The organism is Aeromonas piscicola, from assembly GCF_000820005.1.
Classification (GTDB): domain Bacteria; phylum Pseudomonadota; class Gammaproteobacteria; order Enterobacterales; family Aeromonadaceae; genus Aeromonas; species Aeromonas piscicola.
The window spans coordinates 45,275-62,812 of sequence record NZ_CDBL01000007.1; the positions used below are offsets into that span (position 1 = coordinate 45,275).

General features: G+C 60.6%; 14 protein-coding genes. 6 read left to right on the forward strand and 8 right to left on the reverse strand.

Annotated elements, in window-relative coordinates; all coding sequences use genetic code 11:
- Positions 1 to 32 precede the first annotated feature (32 nt).
- On the reverse strand, positions 33 to 1,535 hold the full coding sequence (gene glpK / locus BN1128_RS01180) for a glycerol kinase GlpK (RefSeq protein ID WP_042865760.1): 1,503 nt from the start codon (positions 1,533 to 1,535) through the stop codon (positions 33 to 35).
- 54 nt (positions 1,536 to 1,589) lie between these two features.
- Entirely contained in the window at positions 1,590 to 2,438 is an 849-nt protein-coding gene (locus BN1128_RS01185; RefSeq protein ID WP_042865762.1) for an MIP/aquaporin family protein, read from the reverse strand.
- Between the two features lie 488 nt (positions 2,439 to 2,926).
- Here BN1128_RS01185 and glpT point away from each other — a divergent pair, with 488 nt between their 5' ends.
- The 6 genes from glpT (at position 2,927) to tyrA (ending at position 10,814) form a co-directional block, all read left to right on the forward strand.
- Positions 2,927 to 4,285: a glycerol-3-phosphate transporter gene (gene glpT, locus BN1128_RS01190; RefSeq protein ID WP_042865763.1), complete on the forward strand. Its 1,359-nt coding sequence runs from the start codon at positions 2,927 to 2,929 to the stop codon at positions 4,283 to 4,285.
- 101 nt (positions 4,286 to 4,386) lie between these two features.
- Positions 4,387 to 5,145 (forward strand): DeoR/GlpR family transcriptional regulator, encoded by a 759-nt coding sequence (locus tag BN1128_RS01195; RefSeq protein WP_005310067.1) that lies wholly within the window; start codon positions 4,387 to 4,389, stop codon positions 5,143 to 5,145.
- Positions 5,146 to 5,458: 313 nt separating this feature from the next.
- Entirely contained in the window at positions 5,459 to 6,946 is a 1,488-nt protein-coding gene (gene glpD, locus BN1128_RS01200; protein WP_042865764.1) for a glycerol-3-phosphate dehydrogenase, read from the forward strand.
- A gap of 102 nt (positions 6,947 to 7,048) precedes the next feature.
- The gene (gene glpQ, locus BN1128_RS01205) at positions 7,049 to 8,131 is read left to right on the forward strand and encodes a glycerophosphodiester phosphodiesterase (RefSeq protein ID WP_042865765.1); all 1,083 of its coding nucleotides are present in this window, start codon (positions 7,049 to 7,051) and stop codon (positions 8,129 to 8,131) included.
- Positions 8,132 to 8,482: 351 nt separating this feature from the next.
- A complete protein-coding gene (locus BN1128_RS01210; RefSeq protein ID WP_042865766.1) occupies positions 8,483 to 9,556 on the forward strand; it encodes a 3-deoxy-7-phosphoheptulonate synthase in 1,074 nt (357 codons plus the stop codon).
- A 118-nt stretch (positions 9,557 to 9,674) separates the two neighbouring features.
- A complete protein-coding gene (gene tyrA / locus BN1128_RS01215; RefSeq protein WP_042865767.1) occupies positions 9,675 to 10,814 on the forward strand; it encodes a bifunctional chorismate mutase/prephenate dehydrogenase in 1,140 nt (379 codons plus the stop codon).
- 73 nt (positions 10,815 to 10,887) lie between these two features.
- Here tyrA and hdfR read toward each other — a convergent pair whose 3' ends face one another.
- From hdfR to BN1128_RS01245, 6 genes are all read right to left on the reverse strand, one after another.
- Positions 10,888 to 11,763, reverse strand: coding sequence for an HTH-type transcriptional regulator HdfR (hdfR, locus tag BN1128_RS01220; protein ID WP_042865768.1), 876 nt, complete (start codon positions 11,761 to 11,763; stop codon positions 10,888 to 10,890).
- Entirely contained in the window at positions 11,763 to 12,125 is a 363-nt protein-coding gene (locus BN1128_RS01225; RefSeq protein ID WP_042865769.1) for a MaoP family protein, read from the reverse strand. Before BN1128_RS01225 ends, hdfR begins: the two co-directional genes overlap by 1 nt.
- Before the next feature lie 302 nt (positions 12,126 to 12,427).
- Positions 12,428 to 12,910 carry a serine protease inhibitor ecotin gene (gene eco, locus BN1128_RS01230; protein ID WP_042865770.1) on the reverse strand — a complete coding sequence of 161 codons (483 nt, stop codon included), beginning with the start codon at positions 12,908 to 12,910 and terminating at the stop codon, positions 12,428 to 12,430.
- Between the two features lie 230 nt (positions 12,911 to 13,140).
- The gene (locus tag BN1128_RS01235; RefSeq protein ID WP_042865771.1) at positions 13,141 to 13,698 is read right to left on the reverse strand and encodes an Lcl C-terminal domain-containing protein; all 558 of its coding nucleotides are present in this window, start codon (positions 13,696 to 13,698) and stop codon (positions 13,141 to 13,143) included.
- Positions 13,695 to 15,065: an Lcl C-terminal domain-containing protein gene (locus tag BN1128_RS01240; RefSeq protein ID WP_042865772.1), complete on the reverse strand. Its 1,371-nt coding sequence runs from the start codon at positions 15,063 to 15,065 to the stop codon at positions 13,695 to 13,697. The genes BN1128_RS01235 and BN1128_RS01240 overlap by 4 nt, the downstream gene beginning before the upstream one ends.
- 54 nt (positions 15,066 to 15,119) lie before the next feature.
- Complete coding sequence (locus tag BN1128_RS01245) at positions 15,120 to 17,534, reverse strand: proprotein convertase P-domain-containing protein (RefSeq protein WP_042865773.1); 2,415 nt, start codon at positions 17,532 to 17,534, stop codon at positions 15,120 to 15,122.
- Between the last annotated feature and the right edge of the window lie 4 nt (positions 17,535 to 17,538).

A 17,538-nucleotide genomic window follows, 5' to 3' on the forward strand; every position in this document is an offset into this window, starting at 1 on the left:
ATTTTCATCTCGGAAAGATGTCGGTTGTCCGATTAATCCTCTTCGGCCCAGCGGCGTGAACGCTCAACCGCTTTCTGCCAGCCGTGATAGAGCTTGTTGCGTTCTTCGTGGCTCATCTGCGGGATGAATTCACGATCCACGCTGAACTTGTCTTCCAGCTCGTCAGAGCTCTTCCAGAAGCCGACGGCCAGACCGGCCAGGAAGGCGGCGCCCATGGCGGTGGTCTCGATGCGGGTTGGACGCACCACAGGGGTGTGCATCATGTCGGACTGGAACTGCATCAGGAAGTCGTTGGCAACCGCGCCGCCGTCTACCTTGAGGGCTGCCAGCTTGATGCCGGAGTCCTGCTGCATGGCATCCAGCACATCACGGCTCTGGTAGGCGATGGATTCCAGTGCGGCACGAATGATGTGGTTGCGGTTGGCGCCACGGGTCAGGCCGACCATGGTGCCGCGAGCATAGGGATCCCAGTAGGGAGCGCCCAGACCGACGAAGGCCGGTACCAGATAGACGCCGTTGGTGTCACCCACCTTGGAGGCGAAGTAGTCGGTATCGCGGGCATCGTGGATGAGTTTCAGCTCGTCACGCAGCCACTGCACGGTAGCGCCGCCCATAAAGACAGCCCCTTCCAGCGCGTAGTTCACTTCCCCTTTCGGGCCGATGGCGACGGTAGTCAGCAGGCCGTTGTTGGAGCGAACCGGCTCTGTGCCCGTGTTCATCAGCAAGAAGCAGCCGGTACCGTAGGTGTTCTTGGCCATCCCTTTTTCGAAGCAGAGCTGGCCGAACAGGGCAGACTGCTGGTCACCGGCAATACCGGCGATGGGGATGCGGGAGCCGCCGCCACGGGTGGTGTAACCGTAGACTTCGGACGAGGGTTTGACCTCTGGCAGCATGGACATGGGGATACCCAGCTCGTCCAGCATCTTCTCGTCCCACTTCAGGTCGCGGATGTTGTAGAGCATGGTACGGGAGGCGTTGGTCGGGTCTGTGACGTGCACTTCGCCGTTGGTCATCTTCCACACCAGCCAGGTGTCTATGGTGCCGAACAGCAGTTCGCCGTTCATCGCCTTCTCGCGGGCTCCTTCGACGTTGTCGAGGATCCACTTCACCTTGGTGCCGGAGAAGTAGGCATCCAGCACCAGGCCGGTGTTCTCGCGCACATACTCTTCCAGGCCGCGGGCCTTGAGCTCTTCGCAGATGGCCGCGGTACGGCGGCACTGCCAGACAATGGCGTTGTAGATGGGTTTGCCGGTGGCCTTTTCCCATACCACTGTGGTTTCACGCTGGTTGGTGATGCCGATGGCGGCAATTTCTTCGCTGCGCAGGCCGGTCTTGGCCAGCACTTCGGTGAAGACGGAAGACTGGGTCGCCCAGATCTCCATGGGGTCGTGCTCTACCCAGCCCGCTTTCGGGTAGTGCTGGGTGAATTCGCGCTGGGAGGTGCCGACGATGTTGGCATCCTGGTCAAACACGATGGCGCGGGAAGAGGTAGTACCCTGGTCCAGAGCGACGACATATTTTTTTTCAGCAGACATGATGTTCTCCACGTTTTTATTTTCCACGTTGTTACACGTTGGGGAGGGCCGCTCTTATGCGGCGGCCTCTTCTTTGGCGGTTTGGGCAGCTTGCTCGGTGGCGGCAACACGGTTGCCAGGCACACAGGGAGCCAACACTTTCACATACAGGGCGGTACCAAGCTGGGCACCGACGATGGGGCCAAGGATGGGCACCCAGAAGTAGGGGTTGTCACGACCACCTGTCATGGCCACGTCACCCCAGCCTGCCAGGAAGGCAAACAGTTTGGGGCCGAAATCACGGGCCGGGTTCATGGCAAAACCGGTTAACGGGCCGAGGGAGGCGCCGATCACGGCGATCAGGATACCGATCAGCAGGGCGGCGGCGAAGCCTTTGGGGGCGCCGTTGTTGTTGTCACCCAGCGCCATGATGCCCAGCATCAGGACGGCGGTGATCACCAGCTCGACCGCGAAGGCTTGCATGTTGTTCAGCAGGGCGTTCGGGTAGGTGGAGAAGATGCCGGCGGTGCCGAGGCTCTCGACGCTGCCGCGCACCACGTTGTGGGTCACTTCCCACTGGGTGAACAGGCCGCCGTAGAGGAAGTAGACAAGGGCGGCGAAGCAGAAGGCGCCTGCGACCTGCGCGATGATGTAGGGCACCACTTTACGCTTGTCGAACCCGCAGAAGGTCATCAGCGCCAGGGTCACGGCCGGGTTCAGGTGGGCACCTGAAATACCGCCGGTCACGTAGATGGCGATGGCGACACCCAGACCCCAGGTAATGGATATTTCCCATTGTCCGAAGTTGGCACCGGCCAGCACCAGGGCGGCCACACAACCGACGCCGAAAAATATCAGCAGGCCGGTTCCGATAAACTCGGCGATGCACTCGCCAAGCAGGGTATTGGGTCTTTGTATGCTCATACTTTTATTCCTTATATCCACCCAGAGTAGGTTTGATGTTCCGTTTTGTTGTTTTTTCAGTCCCATTATTGCGTCCGAAAACGTTTTTTCTTGTTTTTTGAGCTGACGCAAACGTTATGCTCGTTTGCGCTCGTTATCGGACGAGAGAGAAAATAAACCTAAATCGAACATTCACCACGCCCTCCCCGCAGGAAATGTGGACAAGATCCCACTCATTGCTAAGAAAATGTGACGGAAAGCAAGTTGCAACAGTGGTTATACCACTTAGTGGGTAGCTGAAAGCCTTGCTATACAAGGGATTGCGGCTGATGAGTGACTACTCACTTGGTACTTTCTTTTGTAATAAAACTGCAATATTTGAGCCTCCATCACAGATTAAATGTTCACATGTGAGCACAATAGGCTCGCTTTCGAATCAGGACTCCTCTGGTTGGTCAGCATGGACAGGGCACCCTCAACCGCCCACAACAACAATAAGGAAGCAGAACATGCTTAGTCTCTTCAGGCCTGCACCACACATAGACAGGCTCCCGGCCGACAAGGTCGATCCCTTCTACAAACGCATGCGTTGGCAGGTGTTTTTCGGGATCTTCTTCGGTTATGCCGGTTACTACCTGGTACGGAAAAACTTCAGTCTGGCGATGCCTTACCTGATCGAACAGGGATTCTCCCGCGGTGACCTGGGCCTGGCCCTGTCCGGGGTTTCCATTGCGTATGGTCTGTCCAAGTTCCTGATGGGGAACGTGTCTGACCGATCCAACGCCCGCTACTTCCTCTCTGCCGGTCTGCTGTTGTCGGCCGGCATCATGTTCATGATGGGGACTGTGCACTGGGCTACTTCCAGCATCGCCATCATGTTCGTGCTCTTGTTCCTGAACGGTTGGGTACAAGGCATGGGCTGGCCACCCTGCGGTCGCACCATGGTGCACTGGTGGTCACAGAAAGAGCGTGGCGAAGTGGTCGCGGTCTGGAACGTGGCGCACAACGTCGGCGGCGGCATGATAGGTCCGCTGTTCATCCTCGGGATGGGCTGGTTCAATGACTGGCGCAGTGCCTTCTATGTGCCGGCTGCTGCTGCTGCCGCCATTGCGGTGATCGCCTTCTTCGTGATGCGTGATACCCCGCAATCCGTGGGTCTGCCGCCCATCGAGGAGTACAAGGACGACTATCCGAAGGACTATGACGCCAGCCACGAGAAGGAGTTTTCCGCCAAGGAGATCTTCGTCAAGTACGTGCTGCACAACAAGCTGCTGTGGTACATCGCCATTGCCAACGCCTTCGTTTACCTCATTCGTTATGGTGTGCTGGACTGGGCTCCGACCTACCTGAAAGAGGCCAAGGATTTCAGCGTCGACAACTCCTCCTGGGCCTATTTCCTGTACGAGTGGGCCGGTATTCCGGGCACCCTGCTGTGCGGCTGGATCTCGGACAAGATGTTCCAGGGCCGCCGTGCCCCGGCCGGTATCCTGTTCATGGTGCTGGTGACAGTCGCTGTGCTGGTTTATTGGTTCAACCCGGCTGGCAACCCCACCATCGACATGATGGCGCTGGTGGCCATCGGCTTCCTGATCTACGGCCCTGTCATGCTGATCGGTCTGTATGCGCTGGAGCTGGCACCCAAGAAGGCAGCCGGTACCGCGGCAGGCTTCACCGGGCTGTTCGGTTATCTGGGTGGTGCCGTGGCGGCCAACGCCATGCTGGGCTATACCGTTGACCACTTCGGCTGGGATGGTGGCTTCATGGTGCTGACCGCGTCTTGCGTGATCTCCATCATACTGCTGGCCATGACCCTCAAGCATGAGAACATCGCCGTCGCTGCCAAGAAGGCGGCTGCCGATAAGGCATAAAACGTGATCCTGCCCTTATCGATCCGAAAAGGGATCAGGTAAACTGCCAAAGGCCCCGCATCTGCCGGGGCCTTTTTTCGTCTCATCATCGGAGTTCAAGCGTGAAGCAAACCCAACGACATCTGGAGATACTGGACGTCCTGACGCGGCAGGGCTTTGTCTCGACGGAGGATCTGGTGACCCACTTTGACGTCAGTCCCCAGACCATTCGCCGTGATCTGAACGATCTCGCCGAACAGAACAAGATCCGGCGCCATCATGGCGGTGCCTCCCTGCATTCGAGTACCGTCAATACCGCCTACAGCGCCCGCAAAGTGATGCAACTCAAGGAGAAAGAGCGCATCGCCCGCGAAGTGGCGGCCAACATTCCCGACGGCTCATCGCTCTTTATCGACATTGGCACCACCACAGAAGCCATCGCCCGCGCCCTGCTCGATCACCGCGAGCTTCGGGTGGTCACCAACAACCTCAACGTGGCCAGCATTCTCACCGCCAAGGATGACTTCACCGTCATCATCGCCGGTGGCGAGATCCGCAACCGGGATGGCGGCATAGTGGGGGAGGCGACCCGCGACTTCATCGGCCAGTTCCGCATGGACTACGGTGTAATCGGCATCTCGGGCATCGACAACGACGGCTCTCTGCTCGATTTTGACTACCACGAGGTGAAGATTGCCCAAGCCATCATAGCCCACTCCCGTCAGGTGTTTCTGGCCGCCGACCACACCAAGTTTGGCCGCAATGCCATGGTCAATCTGGGCAACCTCAACCAGATCCACGCCCTGTTCACCGATCAGGAGCCGCCCGAGAAGCTGATGCGGCTGATGTCCCAGCATCAGATCGAGTGCCACATCTGCTGAGTCGCCGTTAGCCCCTATCTGGCATCAGGCCGCCGCACAGGCGGCCGCTTCTTTGCCGCTTTATCCCCTCTGCTTACACCCCCTTCGCTTGTTCCTTAATGCCCCTGGGCATGAGCGCGATCTCGCGCACGCTTTTTTGCCCGCCCCCTTGCTGACGTCCTGATCACCGACTGGCAGCATTTTTAGCATTGCCAAAACAATCGCGATCACATTTTCTCCATAAAATGTTCGTTTATCATTTTTTCATGCTCTAATATGAGCGAAATCAAACATTGCTGTCATGGCAACACAAAATAAGAAAGAGTAGGTGAACATGAGCGAACATTATGATCTGGTCGTCGTTGGCGGCGGCATCAATGGGGTGGGCATTGCGGCTGATGCAGCGGGTCGGGGTCTGAAGGTTGCCCTGTTCGAGGCACAGGATCTCGCCTCTGCCACCTCCTCCAATTCCAGCAAGCTGATCCACGGTGGCTTGCGTTACCTCGAACATTACGAATTCCGGCTGGTGAAAGAGGCGCTGGCGGAGCGGGAAGTGCTGCTCGGCATGGCTCCCCACATCGCCCGTCCCATGCGCTTTCGGCTGCCCCATCGCCCGCATCTGCGCCCGGCCTGGATGATCCGCGCCGGTCTCTTCCTGTATGACAACCTGGCCAAGCGCGACAAGCTCAAGGGCAGCTGCGGCGTGCGCTTCCTGCCGCAAGACGGTCTCAAGAGCGGCATCAACAAGGGCTTCGAATACTCGGATGCCTGGGTCGATGACGCCCGCCTGGTGGTGCTCAACGCCATGATGGCTCGTGATAAAGGGGCCGAGGTGCAGACTCGCACCCGCTGCATCAAGGCGGTGCGCGGCTCCAAGCACTGGACCCTGACCCTGGAGCGGGAAGGGGGCGAGCAGTTCACCGTCACCTGCCGTGGTCTGGTCAATGCGGCCGGCCCCTGGGTCAAGACCTTCTATGACGAGAGCCTGCACGAGAAATCTCCCCGTGGCATCCGCCTCATCAAGGGCAGCCACATCATAGTGCCGCGCATCCATGAGCGCGAAGAGGCCTATATCCTGCAAAACGAGGACAACCGCATCGTCTTCGTCATCCCCTATCAGCAGGACTACTCCCTCATCGGCACCACGGATGTGGAGCATCACGGCAGCCCGCGCGAAGCCAAGATCAGCGACGCCGAGATCAACTACCTGTGCAAGGTGGTCAACGCCCACTTCACCCGCCAGATAGCGCCCAAAGAGGTCATCTGGACCTATGCCGGCGTGCGCCCGCTGTGTGATGACGAATCCGATTCACCGCAGGCGGTGACCCGCGACTACACGTTGGAGCTCTCCGGCGAATCCGACGGTGCGCCGCTCCTGTCCGTGTTTGGCGGCAAGCTCACCACTTATCGCAAGCTGGCCCAGGCCGCCTGCAACAAGCTCAAGCCCTGGTTCAGCCAGATGGGCGAGGATTGGACCGCCACCAGCCGTCTGCCCGGTGGCGAATTTGATTGCTCCACTACCGAGCTGGCGCGCGCTTATATGCTCGAATTCGACTGGCTGGATGAGCGCAATGCCCGTCGCATCGCCGAGGCCTATGGCAGCCACGCCCGCCTCTGGTTGCACGAGGAGCGCGGCCAGCACTTTGGGGCCGGTCTGTACGAGTCGGAAGTGCGTTATCTGATGAGCCGCGAGTGGGCCCATTCGATGGAAGATATATTGTGGCGCCGCAGCAAGCTGGGGTTGCGCCTGTCTCAGCCTGAGCAGCAGCAACTGCACGCCTGGCTGGAGCAACACCAGCACGCCCTGCCCAAGGCCAGCTGATGAAGAAGCGGGCGGCCCCTTGGCCGCCCGTCGTCAAAATGCAATAAACCTCTGCTATAACAAACACCTACACCAAATAAACAATAACAAAGAGCACCTCGCATGAAAAAAATCTCTCTCTCCCTGATTGCCCTTGGCCTGGGGGCCGCCCTCGCATTGCCCGCTCTTGCTGCCGACGAAGGCAAGATAGTGATCGCCCACCGTGGCGCTTCTGGCTATCTGCCCGAGCACACCCTGGAATCCAAGGCGCTGGCCTATGGCATGGGGGCCGACTATCTGGAGCAGGATCTGGTGATGACCAAGGATGACCAGCTGGTGGTGATGCACGATCACTTCCTCGATGGCATTACGGACGTGGCCGAGCGCTTCCCCGGCCGTGCTCGCCCGGACGGTCGTTACTATGTGGTGGACTTCACCCTGGACGAGGTGCGCTCCCTGCGCATGACGGAGCCGTTCCAGCTGGTGAATGGCAAGCAGGTACCGGTCTATCCGGCCCGCTTCCCGCTGTGGAAGTCCAGCTTCAAGATCCACACCTTCCAGGAAGAGATAGAGATGATCCAGGGGCTCAACAAGAGCACCGGCAAGAACATAGGTATCTATCCGGAGATCAAGGCCCCCTGGCTATTCCGCCATGAAGGCAAGGACATCTCCAAGGCGGTGCTCACTGTGCTCAAGGAGTACGGCTACACAGGGAAGGATGACAAGGTCTACCTGCAGTGCTTCGATGCCGACGAGCTCAAGCGCATCAACAGCGAGCTGATGCCTGCCTTAGGGATGGACTTGAAACTGGTGCAGCTGATGGCCGAGACCGACTGGAACGAGACCATGGTCTATGACGCCAAGGGCAAGGCAACCCCTTACAACTATGACTGGATGTTCAAGCCGGGCGCCATGAAGACCATAGCCGGCTACGCGGAAGGGATAGGCCCCTGGAAGCCGATGATAGTCACGGAGCCGGGTACCTTGGGCAAACCTGTGTTTACCAATATGGTGAAAGAGGCCCACGCCGCCGGTCTCAAGGTGCATCCTTATACCTTCCGTCAGGATGAGGGGCAGATCCCGGCCTATGCCAAGGACTTCAGCGATCTGCTCAACATCTTCCTCTATCAGGCCGATGTGGACGGGGTGTTCAGCGACTTCCCGGACAAGGCGGTTGACGCCATCAAGGCACACGGCAAATCATAAAAGAAGAGCAACACGGGAACGCAAGCGGGGCCAGGTGCCCCGCTTTTTTTATAAAATGGAGGCAAGCACTGGGGTGGGATTGTGGTCGAGCAGCGCTGACGGCAGTATTGGGGTGTAACTATATGTTTACGTTTTTGTCGGGTCAGGGACTCTTTACCCGCTACTTTCTGGCTGTTCAGGTCGCCAACCTGGTCGTTTATCCACCTATCAGACAGTTAATCCGCTAGTTTCACTTGATTGTTTGTTTTTCCTTGGTAAGGTGAGGGCGGTTGCGTAACAAAGTGCTGACTTGTGTAAATAAAATAATACACTCAGTGCAATTGGCTTAAATACTGTAGAGAGAATGAGAAAATGCAAAGAGACCCCCTGAACAACATCCATATCCAGTCCGAACAAGTGATGATCACGCCTGCCCAGCTCAAGGAGAAGCTACCCATCTCCGACCAGGCGCTGGCATTCGTGCAAGGGGCCCGTACCACCATCGCCGACATCATCCACCGTCGTGATCACCGCCTGCTGGTGATCTGTGGACCCTGTTCCATCCACGACATGGACGCCGCCAAAGAGTACGCAACCAGACTCAAAGCGCTGCATGATGCCTACCAGGATTCTCTCTACATTGTCATGCGGGTCTACTTTGAGAAGCCGCGCACCACGGTCGGCTGGAAAGGCTTTATCAACGACCCGAATCTGGATGGCACCTTCGATGTGGAGCTGGGGCTGCACCGCGCCCGCGAGCTGCTCTGCTGGCTGGCGGAGCTGGAGTTGCCGCTGGCGACCGAGGCGCTCGATCCCATCAGCCCGCAATATCTGGCGGAGCTCTTTTCCTGGTCGGCCATCGGCGCCCGTACCACAGAATCCCAGACCCACAGGGAGATGGCGTCCGGCCTCTCCATGCCGGTGGGCTTCAAGAACGGCACAGACGGCAACCTGGGTACCGCCATCAATGCACTGCAGGCGGCCTCCAGCCCCCATGCCTTCATGGGGATCAACCAGCAGGGCCAGGTTGCCTTGTTGCAGACCCAGGGCAACCCGGATGGCCACGTGATCCTGCGCGGCGGCAAGCACCCGAACTACGACTCGGTCAATGTGTCGCTGGCGGAAGAGGCGCTGGAAAAGGCGGGCCTGCTGCCCGGTCTGGTGGTGGATTGCAGTCACGGCAACTCCAGCAAGGATCACCGCTTGCAGCCCAAGGTGGCCGACAACGTCATCCACCAGATCCAGGAGGGCAACCGCTCCATCATAGGGGTGATGCTCGAATCCAACCTATTCGAGGGCAACCAGTCCAGCGAGCAGCCCAAGGAGCAGATGCGCTACGGCGTCTCCATCACCGATGCTTGCATCGATTGGGATAGCACAGCCGCTCTGCTGGAGCGATGCCATCGCGAGCTGGCGGTGCCGCTCAAGGGCAGAACTGCACGGTAAGCCGTGGTATCTTGTCGTAACTGATTGAACCATATAGGTATCACTGCCCACGCAGTGATACCTTGTTGCCTCTTGAATAACAGGGCGCCGCCGCCAGCGGCGCCAGCAGGGACTGGATATGGCTGAAGAGTTGAATGCCCTCAGGGACAAGATTGATGCGGTGGACAGACAGCTGATCGATCTGCTGGCCGCACGACTGGCTCTGGTGGGGGAAGTGGGTGAGGTGAAGAGCCGCCACGGCCTGCCCATCTATGCACCGGACAGGGAGGCAAGCATGCTGGCCCGCCGCCGGACCGAGGCCGAACTGCTGGGAGTGCCCGGCGATCTCATCGAGGATGTGCTGCGCCGGGTGATGCGCGAATCCTACATCCTCGAATCGGCCAGCGAAAAAGATAACCACTTCAAATGCATGAAGCCGGATCTTGGCAAAGTGGTCATCATAGGCGGACTGGGTCAACTTGGCCGCTTGTTCGGCCACATGTTCGGCCTATCCGGCTACCGGGTCGAGACCCTAGAACAAGCAGACTGGCCAAGGGCTGAAGCCATCCTGGCCGATGCGGGTCTGGTGATGGTGGCGGTGCCTATCGATATCACCTGCCAGATCATCGATCGCCTCGGCAACTTGCCCGCCGATTGCCTGCTGGTGGACGTCACCAGCGTCAAGAGCGAGCCGCTTGCCCATATGTTGGCGGTACACCCGGGGCCCGTGCTGGGGCTGCACCCCATGTTCGGCCCGGATGTGGCGAGCCTCGCCAAGCAGGTGATCGTTTGCTGTCAGGGCCGTGATGCGGCCGCCAGTCAGTGGCTGCTGGATCAGATGACCATCTGGGGCGCCCGTTTGCAGCAGGTGGAAGCCAAGGCTCACGACGAGGCCATGACCCTCATCCAGGCGCTGCGCCACTTCGCTACCTTCGCCTACGGCTGGCACCTGTCGCGGGAGCAGGCCAACATCGACCGCTTGCTCACCCTGAGCTCTCCCATCTACCGGCTGGAGCTGGCCATGGTGGGGCGGCTGTTTGCCCAGGATCCTGAGCTCTATGCCGACATCATATTGTCGTCACCGCAGAATCTGGCGATGATCCGTCGCTACTACCAGAACTTTGGTGAGGTGCTGGGGCTGCTGGAGCAGGGGGACAGGGCCGGCTTTATCGATGCCTTCTCGCAGGTATCTGGCTTCTTTGGCGAGCATGCCGACGAGTTCCTGCGCGAGAGCCGCACGCTGCTGGCCCAGGCCAACGACCGCCGCCAGCACGGCTGATGCGATTGCACATAAGCATCATAAAAAAGGGGCCTGTTCGGCCCCTTTTCTGTCTGTGCTATCCGGCCCGAGGTTACTCGGGCTGCGGCAGGCGCAGATCGGCTCCATCCCAACCGAGCGGCAAGGTCAGCAGCTGATCGATCAGCTCCCGGCGATCGGATTTCTCCAGATAGGCGAGGTAGAGCGGACGACTGAGCGGCTGGCCTCCCTCCACCAGATGCAGCTGTCCCTGCTCCAGGAAAGGGCTCACCATGCGCCGTGGCAGATAGGCGGCGCCACCATTGGCCAGCACGAACTGCAGCGCCATGTTGGCGGAGCTCGAGTGCAGCACAGGGGTCTTTTGCAGGCTTTGCAAGCGGCTGGGCTGCGGCTCGAAGCTGGTGCCCCAGTCGAGGTGAATGTGGGGCATTTGCATCAGGCTGTCGGCGTTGGCGGCAGCATCCCGGCTCACCAGCTCGAACACCAGCTCACCGATGGGGTGCAGGGCTATCTCGTCGATCTTGGTCGGCTCGGAGAGCAGCGCGAGATCGAGAGAGCGCTCCAGCAACTGGCGGCACAGGTGCTCGCGGGAAGCGGTTTCGAGCCGCACCGCGAGGCCGGGGGCCAGCGCATAGACATGGTTGAGCCAGTCGTTGAAATCGAGCTCCCAAAACACGGCGGGCGCACCTATGGCGAGTTGCTGGCTGAAACCGGGGGAGAGGGCCACATCCTGCCTGGCGCGGCCCAGGGTATGCAAGATGGCGTCTGCATAGGGCAGCAGACGCTCACCGGAGGCGGTCAGGCGAATGTTGTTGCGATGGCGGGCAAACAGACTGACCCCGAGTTGCTGCTCGAGCTGGCGGATCCGAAAGCTCACCGCCGACTGGGTCAGGTAGAGATTCTCAGCCGCCCGGCCAAAGTGCCGGGTCTTGCTGACCTCGATAAAGGTCCGAAGCAGTTCGGTATCCATTAATCGATGGACTCGTCGCTGCCGCCGCCACTGCCACCTTCAAACCCGCCACCACCGGTTTCCTCGTTGGCGCCACCCGCGACAGTGCACAGACGATGCACGCGCTTGGGACCTATCACCTTCAGATACTTGAACCACACCTTGGCGTGGGGGTTGCTGCCGGCGGCGCCGGATTTGATCTGTTCGAGAAAGGCGCTTTCTATGTCATCGCGCGGCGTCAGGTTGCCCTGATAGAGCGCCAGCATGGCGGTGCCGTATTTTTCCAGACTGTCCGCTTCGGCCACAGTGAATTCGCCACTGCGACGCAGGCCACGGGGAAAATGTTTGAAGTCGTTGAAACGCTTGTCGGATTCGAAGCTCATAGTGCTCTTTTTCTGGTTAGTTTGACCTTTGCGGGCAAGTATCATCAGGCCGTCGCAGAGTGCAAAATCAATTTTTTCACTATATGGATAAATCTCTTTCATCGAAAGTGATTTCGCCATGATCCAGTGGGTATTCAGGGGAGGCAGGAGCAAAAAAGCGAGAAAAAAAGCGGAGTTATGTCAGGTTCTGTAAAGGTTTGGCACGCGGCGCAGACGATTTCTGGCCAAAAATAAAGCGCCATTCGGCGCTCTATTTTACATCAATCATGAACCAAAGCGGGAGGTTTGGTCTCGATGGAGACTTACTCTATCATGGCCGGCTGGGCCAGGTTGTCGGCACGCCACAGACGGTAGCGCACTTCATATTCCTGCGGGACGTAGAGCACGAACGGCAGCTTGGAGTTGTAGTTCACGAAGAAGCCCTGACCGTAGATCTGGACGAAGGTCTCTTTCTTCTGGCCATCCGGGCAGGCCATCAGGGTGCTGATGGGATCGGACACCTTGCCGAGCATCAGGTAGTTGTAGCCCCAGCCCTTGAGGCTGTGCTGTTCCAGATTGCCGGCGAAGCGCGGCACATTGCAATCGACCATCATTTTCTTGCCGACCTGCAGCTCGACCATCATGTCGGCTTCGTTCTCGACTTCCGGCAGGCGGATCACGACACGTTCCTGGTTTACTTCGGCAGCCGGGAACATGCTGATATCAAATTTTTTCGGTTCGGCGGCGAAGGCATTGCCGCCCAGCAACAAGGCGCCCAGCAGGCTAAAACGCAATACGGTTTTCATCTGTACCTCATGGGGTTGGTCCAACGCCGCTAGACTAACCGCTCTGCCCGTTTCATGCCAGCGATCTGCTATGTAAAAACTGCGTAAAATGATGCAGATCCGGCACACCATGACGTGTTCTGGCTATTTTCTGACAGGGTGCAGATCTGCCGAACGACAGGCCGGGCGGCAAACTCGGGTGGCCAGTGGAGAGCCGGTGTTCATCGGGATCCCCTGGCCACCCGGCTCAATCAGCGCACCAGTAGCACCTGCTTGGCCCAGGCACCGGGCGCCCGCATGCCAACGGAGCCACTGGTGATATCCAGATAGGCGACTCTCTTGCTGGCCGGCACCGAGGTCGAGGACCAGAGATAGACGTAACCGTCGTTCACCTCTTTCCCTTCACCCGCCATGGCGCGGGGGAATAGGGTCTCGTTCAGCGCAGGTTTGTAGCAGGCGGACTCCAGCACGCTGGTCAGCTCCTTGATGGTGGGCAGGCGCCAATCCCGGTAGCCGCCAAAGCCGTACAGGGCATGGCTCGGTTCGGTGCGGATCCGCTCTGCCGTCAGCAGGGCCTGCTGCCAGTAAAGCCGGGTTGGCTCGCCGCTGCAGCTCTGGTCGCGCCAGGTCTGGCCGAGCTGGCAGCGCATCCAGGTCAGGCCCGTGCTCCTGTCCGTGACTGTGCCGTTGCCGCGATCGATGAAGCGGGCGGTGGGGCTGGTTCTGGGCATGGTGTCGTCGCAGATGGCGGTGGCCAGGGCGAGAGGGCTGCCGAGGGTCAGCAGCAGGGTCAGCATCAATCGGTTCATCGGGTTACCTCCGCCACCAGTCGCAGTTGCAGACCGTTGGCATCATCGCTGTTTTGAACTGTGGTGGCGTAGTCGGTACCGGCGTCATCGCCGAGGAAGATATGGGCGATGGCGCTCAGGGGGGCGCTCTCCAGCCGACGGGACGGGGTCAGGGTCTGGCTCCAGTAGTAGCCGCTGAAATCCTTGGTGGTGGTGCCGACATCGGGGAAGTAGCGCACATCCATGGTGACCAGCTGGCCATACTGGCGGGCGAGCGAGCCGTAATGTTGCAGGCTCATCAGCTCGCGCGAGTGGGGCATGCGCCAGCTGGTGATACCGCACAGTTGCTGGGCGTTGAGCCACTGGCGATATTGCTCTGTGGTGCAGATGGCCTCGCCTTGCGGGCAGGCGTAGTCAAGCTCCTGCTGGGTGGGGTGATAGTCGCCAAGCTCCCAGGCGAAGGTGCGATGCAGATCGCGTGGGCTCTTTGCATCATTCAGCTTCCTCTCCCAGATGAGGCCTGTGTTGAGGTCTTCCACACACTCCCAGGCGGGGGCGTCATCCGGCAGGGGCTGGCCCTTGCCATCCAGCTTGCGATAGCGCAGGGGGGCCTTGTTCAGGCTGGCTTCCTGGCCCGGGTGGTCGGCGGGCTCCTCGGTGAGCAGGTAGTCGACGCCATCCGTGTAGGTAGTGACGCCGCTGCCGGTGATCAGGGGATGGGAATATTGCTGTTGCAGCAGGCGGGAGACGCTTTCCTGCAGGCTGGTCAGCTCGCCGTGCTGGGCGAAGTGGCTGGCCAGCTCGGGCAGCAGGCTGCCGAGGGCCGGCCACACCACGGCTTGCAGGAGGACGGGCGAAATGCCCTGTATCCCCGGCTCGGCATCGATCACCGCTAGCAGCAGTTGCCCCAGCGCCAGGTTGAAGTCGGCCAGTTGCGACAGGGCAGCCAGCCCCTGGCCTGGTTGCAGCGGCACCAGCGCGGTTAGCATCTCGTCGAGTGCCTGTTTGGGCGGATGTCCCTCGGCGATGCGGCTTTGCAGCAAGGTGCTGAGCAGGCCGGGGGTCAGGGTCTGGCCATCCACTCGGGCGGCCGGGTGCAGCAGCGCAGGCGCTGCCGGGTTGGTTGGCAGGAACAGCAGCGGACTGGTCAGCAGGGCGGGGGAGGTGCCGCTCAGCTGACGGGCACCGGCTACGCCGCTGACGCTGGGCTCCCCCTCGTCACAGCGGGTGTTCTGGTTGAGATTGACGCACAGGGTGCCACTCTCGGGCAGATTGACGTTCAGGGTATAGGCAGGTGCCGCCAGCGGCGCCTCATCCGAGCCGCCGCCACCGCAGGCGGTGAGCAGGGGGGCCAGCAGGCAGGCCAGGCGGGAATAGGTTGGATTCATCTCTTGTCCTTGGGAAGGGGCCAGGGCCCCTTCTTCTTATATATGGGGGGTTACTCAGCAGCGCTGGCGAAGGCGGCGCCAGATCGCCAGCGGCAGCAGCCAGAGCAGGTTGGCCGCACCGCCGCCACTGCTGTCGTCCACCTGGAAGTGGATGATGCCGTCATCCGGCGGGGCTATGGGTTCACCACACTGGGCGCCGGTGCGCTGGCTGATGCTCCAGCCATTGATGCGGCCCTGATGCCCGGGTTTGCTGTCCACCACTTCCAGTGTCCATCTGCCGGCCAGCGGCTCTCCCAGCAAGGGAGTGAAGGGTTGCAGGGGCTGCAGCTCGGTAGGGAAGACACCTTTCAACCGTGGCAGTGGGCTGTAGCCCTTGTCCCAGATCTGGATGCGGGTGCCGGAGGGGGAGTTGAGCCAGATCTCCAGCTCATCCAGGGCGTCGTGTTGCAGATCCAGGGTCAGTTGCAACTGCTCGCTCACTTTGGCGTGGGTCTTCTCCAACTGCAGGCTGGCTTGGCTCAAACCGCGTACTTCCTCGCTCTGGGCATCGCTGAGGAGCAGCGGCTGGCCAGTGGCGCGGCTGATGATGGGCGTGCCTATGGGCAGGCTCAGTGGCTGCTGCCACTGGCGCTCGGTCGGACTGGTCCCCGTCATGACGAGGCTTATCGGCAGGCTCACCTCATCGCCGCAGGCCAGCGGGCTCTTGGCCAGCAGTCGCAGCGTGGTAGTGGTGCTGGCACCTGCCGCCAGTGTGGTGGCTTGCCATTGGTAGGGATCGGCCTGCAGCCCGGCGGGCAGGGTCAGGGTCAGCGCATTGAGGGTCACCGGCGCCGAGCCCTGATTGGTGAGTGTCACCTGTACGGATTGACGCTGTCCCAGCTCGATGGCGCTGCCCTCGGCCAGCGCGATATTGACCGGCGCCAGCAAGAGGCCGTGCTGACGGAAGGCTTGCTCCAGATGGCTGGCGTAGTGACGGGCCGGGTAGAGCCGCGCCGCCGTGTCCACAGTGATGCGGGCCAGCTGTGGCATGCGAATGGCCGGGCCCAGCCCGAAGTGGGATTCGATGATGACGCGGTCAAACTCGTCCCGGGCCCCTTCGCCATGCTCGGTCACCGACGCCAGCAGGGCCTGGAACAGCGGTGTGCCCCACAACTGATCGCCGTTGCTGCCGTTGATGGTGCGGTGGGCCGGATAGCTGTAGTCCGGGTGGTAGCGGGCCCGCAGATCATCCAGCTGGCGCGGGGTACGATCGGTGAAGCGTGCATCCCAGTTGAACACCATGGCCGGTTCGAATTGGCGACCCGCTTCGCTGCGCTGGCGGTGGCTGGCGGCCAGGTAGTCGCTGAAGCCCTCGCCGATGGCGCCCCAGTCTGCCTCTTCCCCGAGATCCGGCACTATGTGGTGCTGTACCGCATGGCCGAACTCGTGCCAGATCACCATGGGATCCTCGGCATCGGGCACGCCGCTGCGGCCCAGCTCCAGCCTGCGCTCGAACGGATCATAGAGGGAGTTGTCCTGATAGCCAGCCTCGGTGTCGATGTCGAGGGCCCCGGGGATGAGCCCGCTAAAGCCCAGCTTCTTGATGTGGCGCTGGGCCAAGTCAAGGTGGTAATAGGCGTTGATGTCGGCAAAGCCCCGATCGTCCCGGGTCAACCGGAATACTTGCGGGTCATCACTGCTGAAAGGTGCTGTATCGGGCTCCATGGCATCCACCACCCGGGCGTGAGGGCCGCTCAGCAGATAGCGTCCCCCTTGCAGTGTGACCGGCAGGGGAACTCTGTCCTGATAGGCTGCATCCGCCAGTACCAGTTCGTCGTGCCAGACCAGGCTGGCGTCTTGCAGCTGGGTGCGGGGATCCGGGTCGAATACTCGTGCTTCCACTTGGGTGTCGCCGGCGTCGGCTGTGCGGCTGGCCTGGGTGCTGGCCGCATCCATCCAGCGGCCCAGCTCCCGGCTGCCGTCGCAACTGGCGAACAGCTGTACATAGGTAGCCTTGGCGTTGCCTGCCTGGTGTTCGCGCACCCGCTGGCGCAGGGCGGGTACCAGGGTGTCGCCGTCGCGCCAGTACCAGACTTCGACTGCTCCCAGCGGGTCGATCTCGCTGCCCGCTGCCCGCAACTCTTCGATCAGAGGGGCCAGGTTGCCACCGGCATCACAGCCTGGCTCACTGGTCTGCAGGGGGCGGCTGTTGTGATAGAGGCGCCAGGGCTTGCCGGTCTTGTCGACGCTGACGGCGGCCTGGATGGTGGCCACCGGCAGGCCGTTGACCAGTTGGCGGAAGCTGTAGTGATGGCCGAGCAGGCTGGCCCTGTCGTAGTCGGAGGCGAGCGTCACGCCGAGGCGCTGTTCGAGCCACTGCTGCGGCGTCGTGGTAATGGGTTTTTCATCGACAAACTGCAACTCGGCCGCCAGCAGGGGCTGTGAGAGCAAGGTTGCCGCCAGCCAGAGGGCCAGGGAAGAGGGTTTCATGGTT

What these genes read in the sequence shown, in the direction of transcription:
- BN1128_RS01185 (WP_042865762.1), bottom strand. Translation starts at nt 2,438, where the DNA reads ATGAGCATACAAAGACCCAATACCCTGCTTGGCGAGTGCATCGCCGAG.
- BN1128_RS01210 (WP_042865766.1), top strand. Translation starts at nt 8,483, where the DNA reads ATGCAAAGAGACCCCCTGAACAACATCCATATCCAGTCCGAACAAGTG.
- BN1128_RS01240 (WP_042865772.1), bottom strand. Translation starts at nt 15,065, where the DNA reads ATGAATCCAACCTATTCCCGCCTGGCCTGCCTGCTGGCCCCCCTGCTC.
- BN1128_RS01235 (WP_042865771.1), bottom strand. Translation starts at nt 13,698, where the DNA reads ATGAACCGATTGATGCTGACCCTGCTGCTGACCCTCGGCAGCCCTCTC.
- glpD (WP_042865764.1), top strand. Translation starts at nt 5,459, where the DNA reads ATGAGCGAACATTATGATCTGGTCGTCGTTGGCGGCGGCATCAATGGG.
- glpQ (WP_042865765.1), top strand. Translation starts at nt 7,049, where the DNA reads ATGAAAAAAATCTCTCTCTCCCTGATTGCCCTTGGCCTGGGGGCCGCC.
- glpT (WP_042865763.1), top strand. Translation starts at nt 2,927, where the DNA reads ATGCTTAGTCTCTTCAGGCCTGCACCACACATAGACAGGCTCCCGGCC.
- BN1128_RS01225 (WP_042865769.1), bottom strand. Translation starts at nt 12,125, where the DNA reads ATGAGCTTCGAATCCGACAAGCGTTTCAACGACTTCAAACATTTTCCC.
- BN1128_RS01245 (WP_042865773.1), bottom strand. Translation starts at nt 17,534, where the DNA reads ATGAAACCCTCTTCCCTGGCCCTCTGGCTGGCGGCAACCTTGCTCTCA.
- tyrA (WP_042865767.1), top strand. Translation starts at nt 9,675, where the DNA reads ATGGCTGAAGAGTTGAATGCCCTCAGGGACAAGATTGATGCGGTGGAC.
- eco (WP_042865770.1), bottom strand. Translation starts at nt 12,910, where the DNA reads ATGAAAACCGTATTGCGTTTTAGCCTGCTGGGCGCCTTGTTGCTGGGC.
- glpK (WP_042865760.1), bottom strand. Translation starts at nt 1,535, where the DNA reads ATGTCTGCTGAAAAAAAATATGTCGTCGCTCTGGACCAGGGTACTACC.
- hdfR (WP_042865768.1), bottom strand. Translation starts at nt 11,763, where the DNA reads ATGGATACCGAACTGCTTCGGACCTTTATCGAGGTCAGCAAGACCCGG.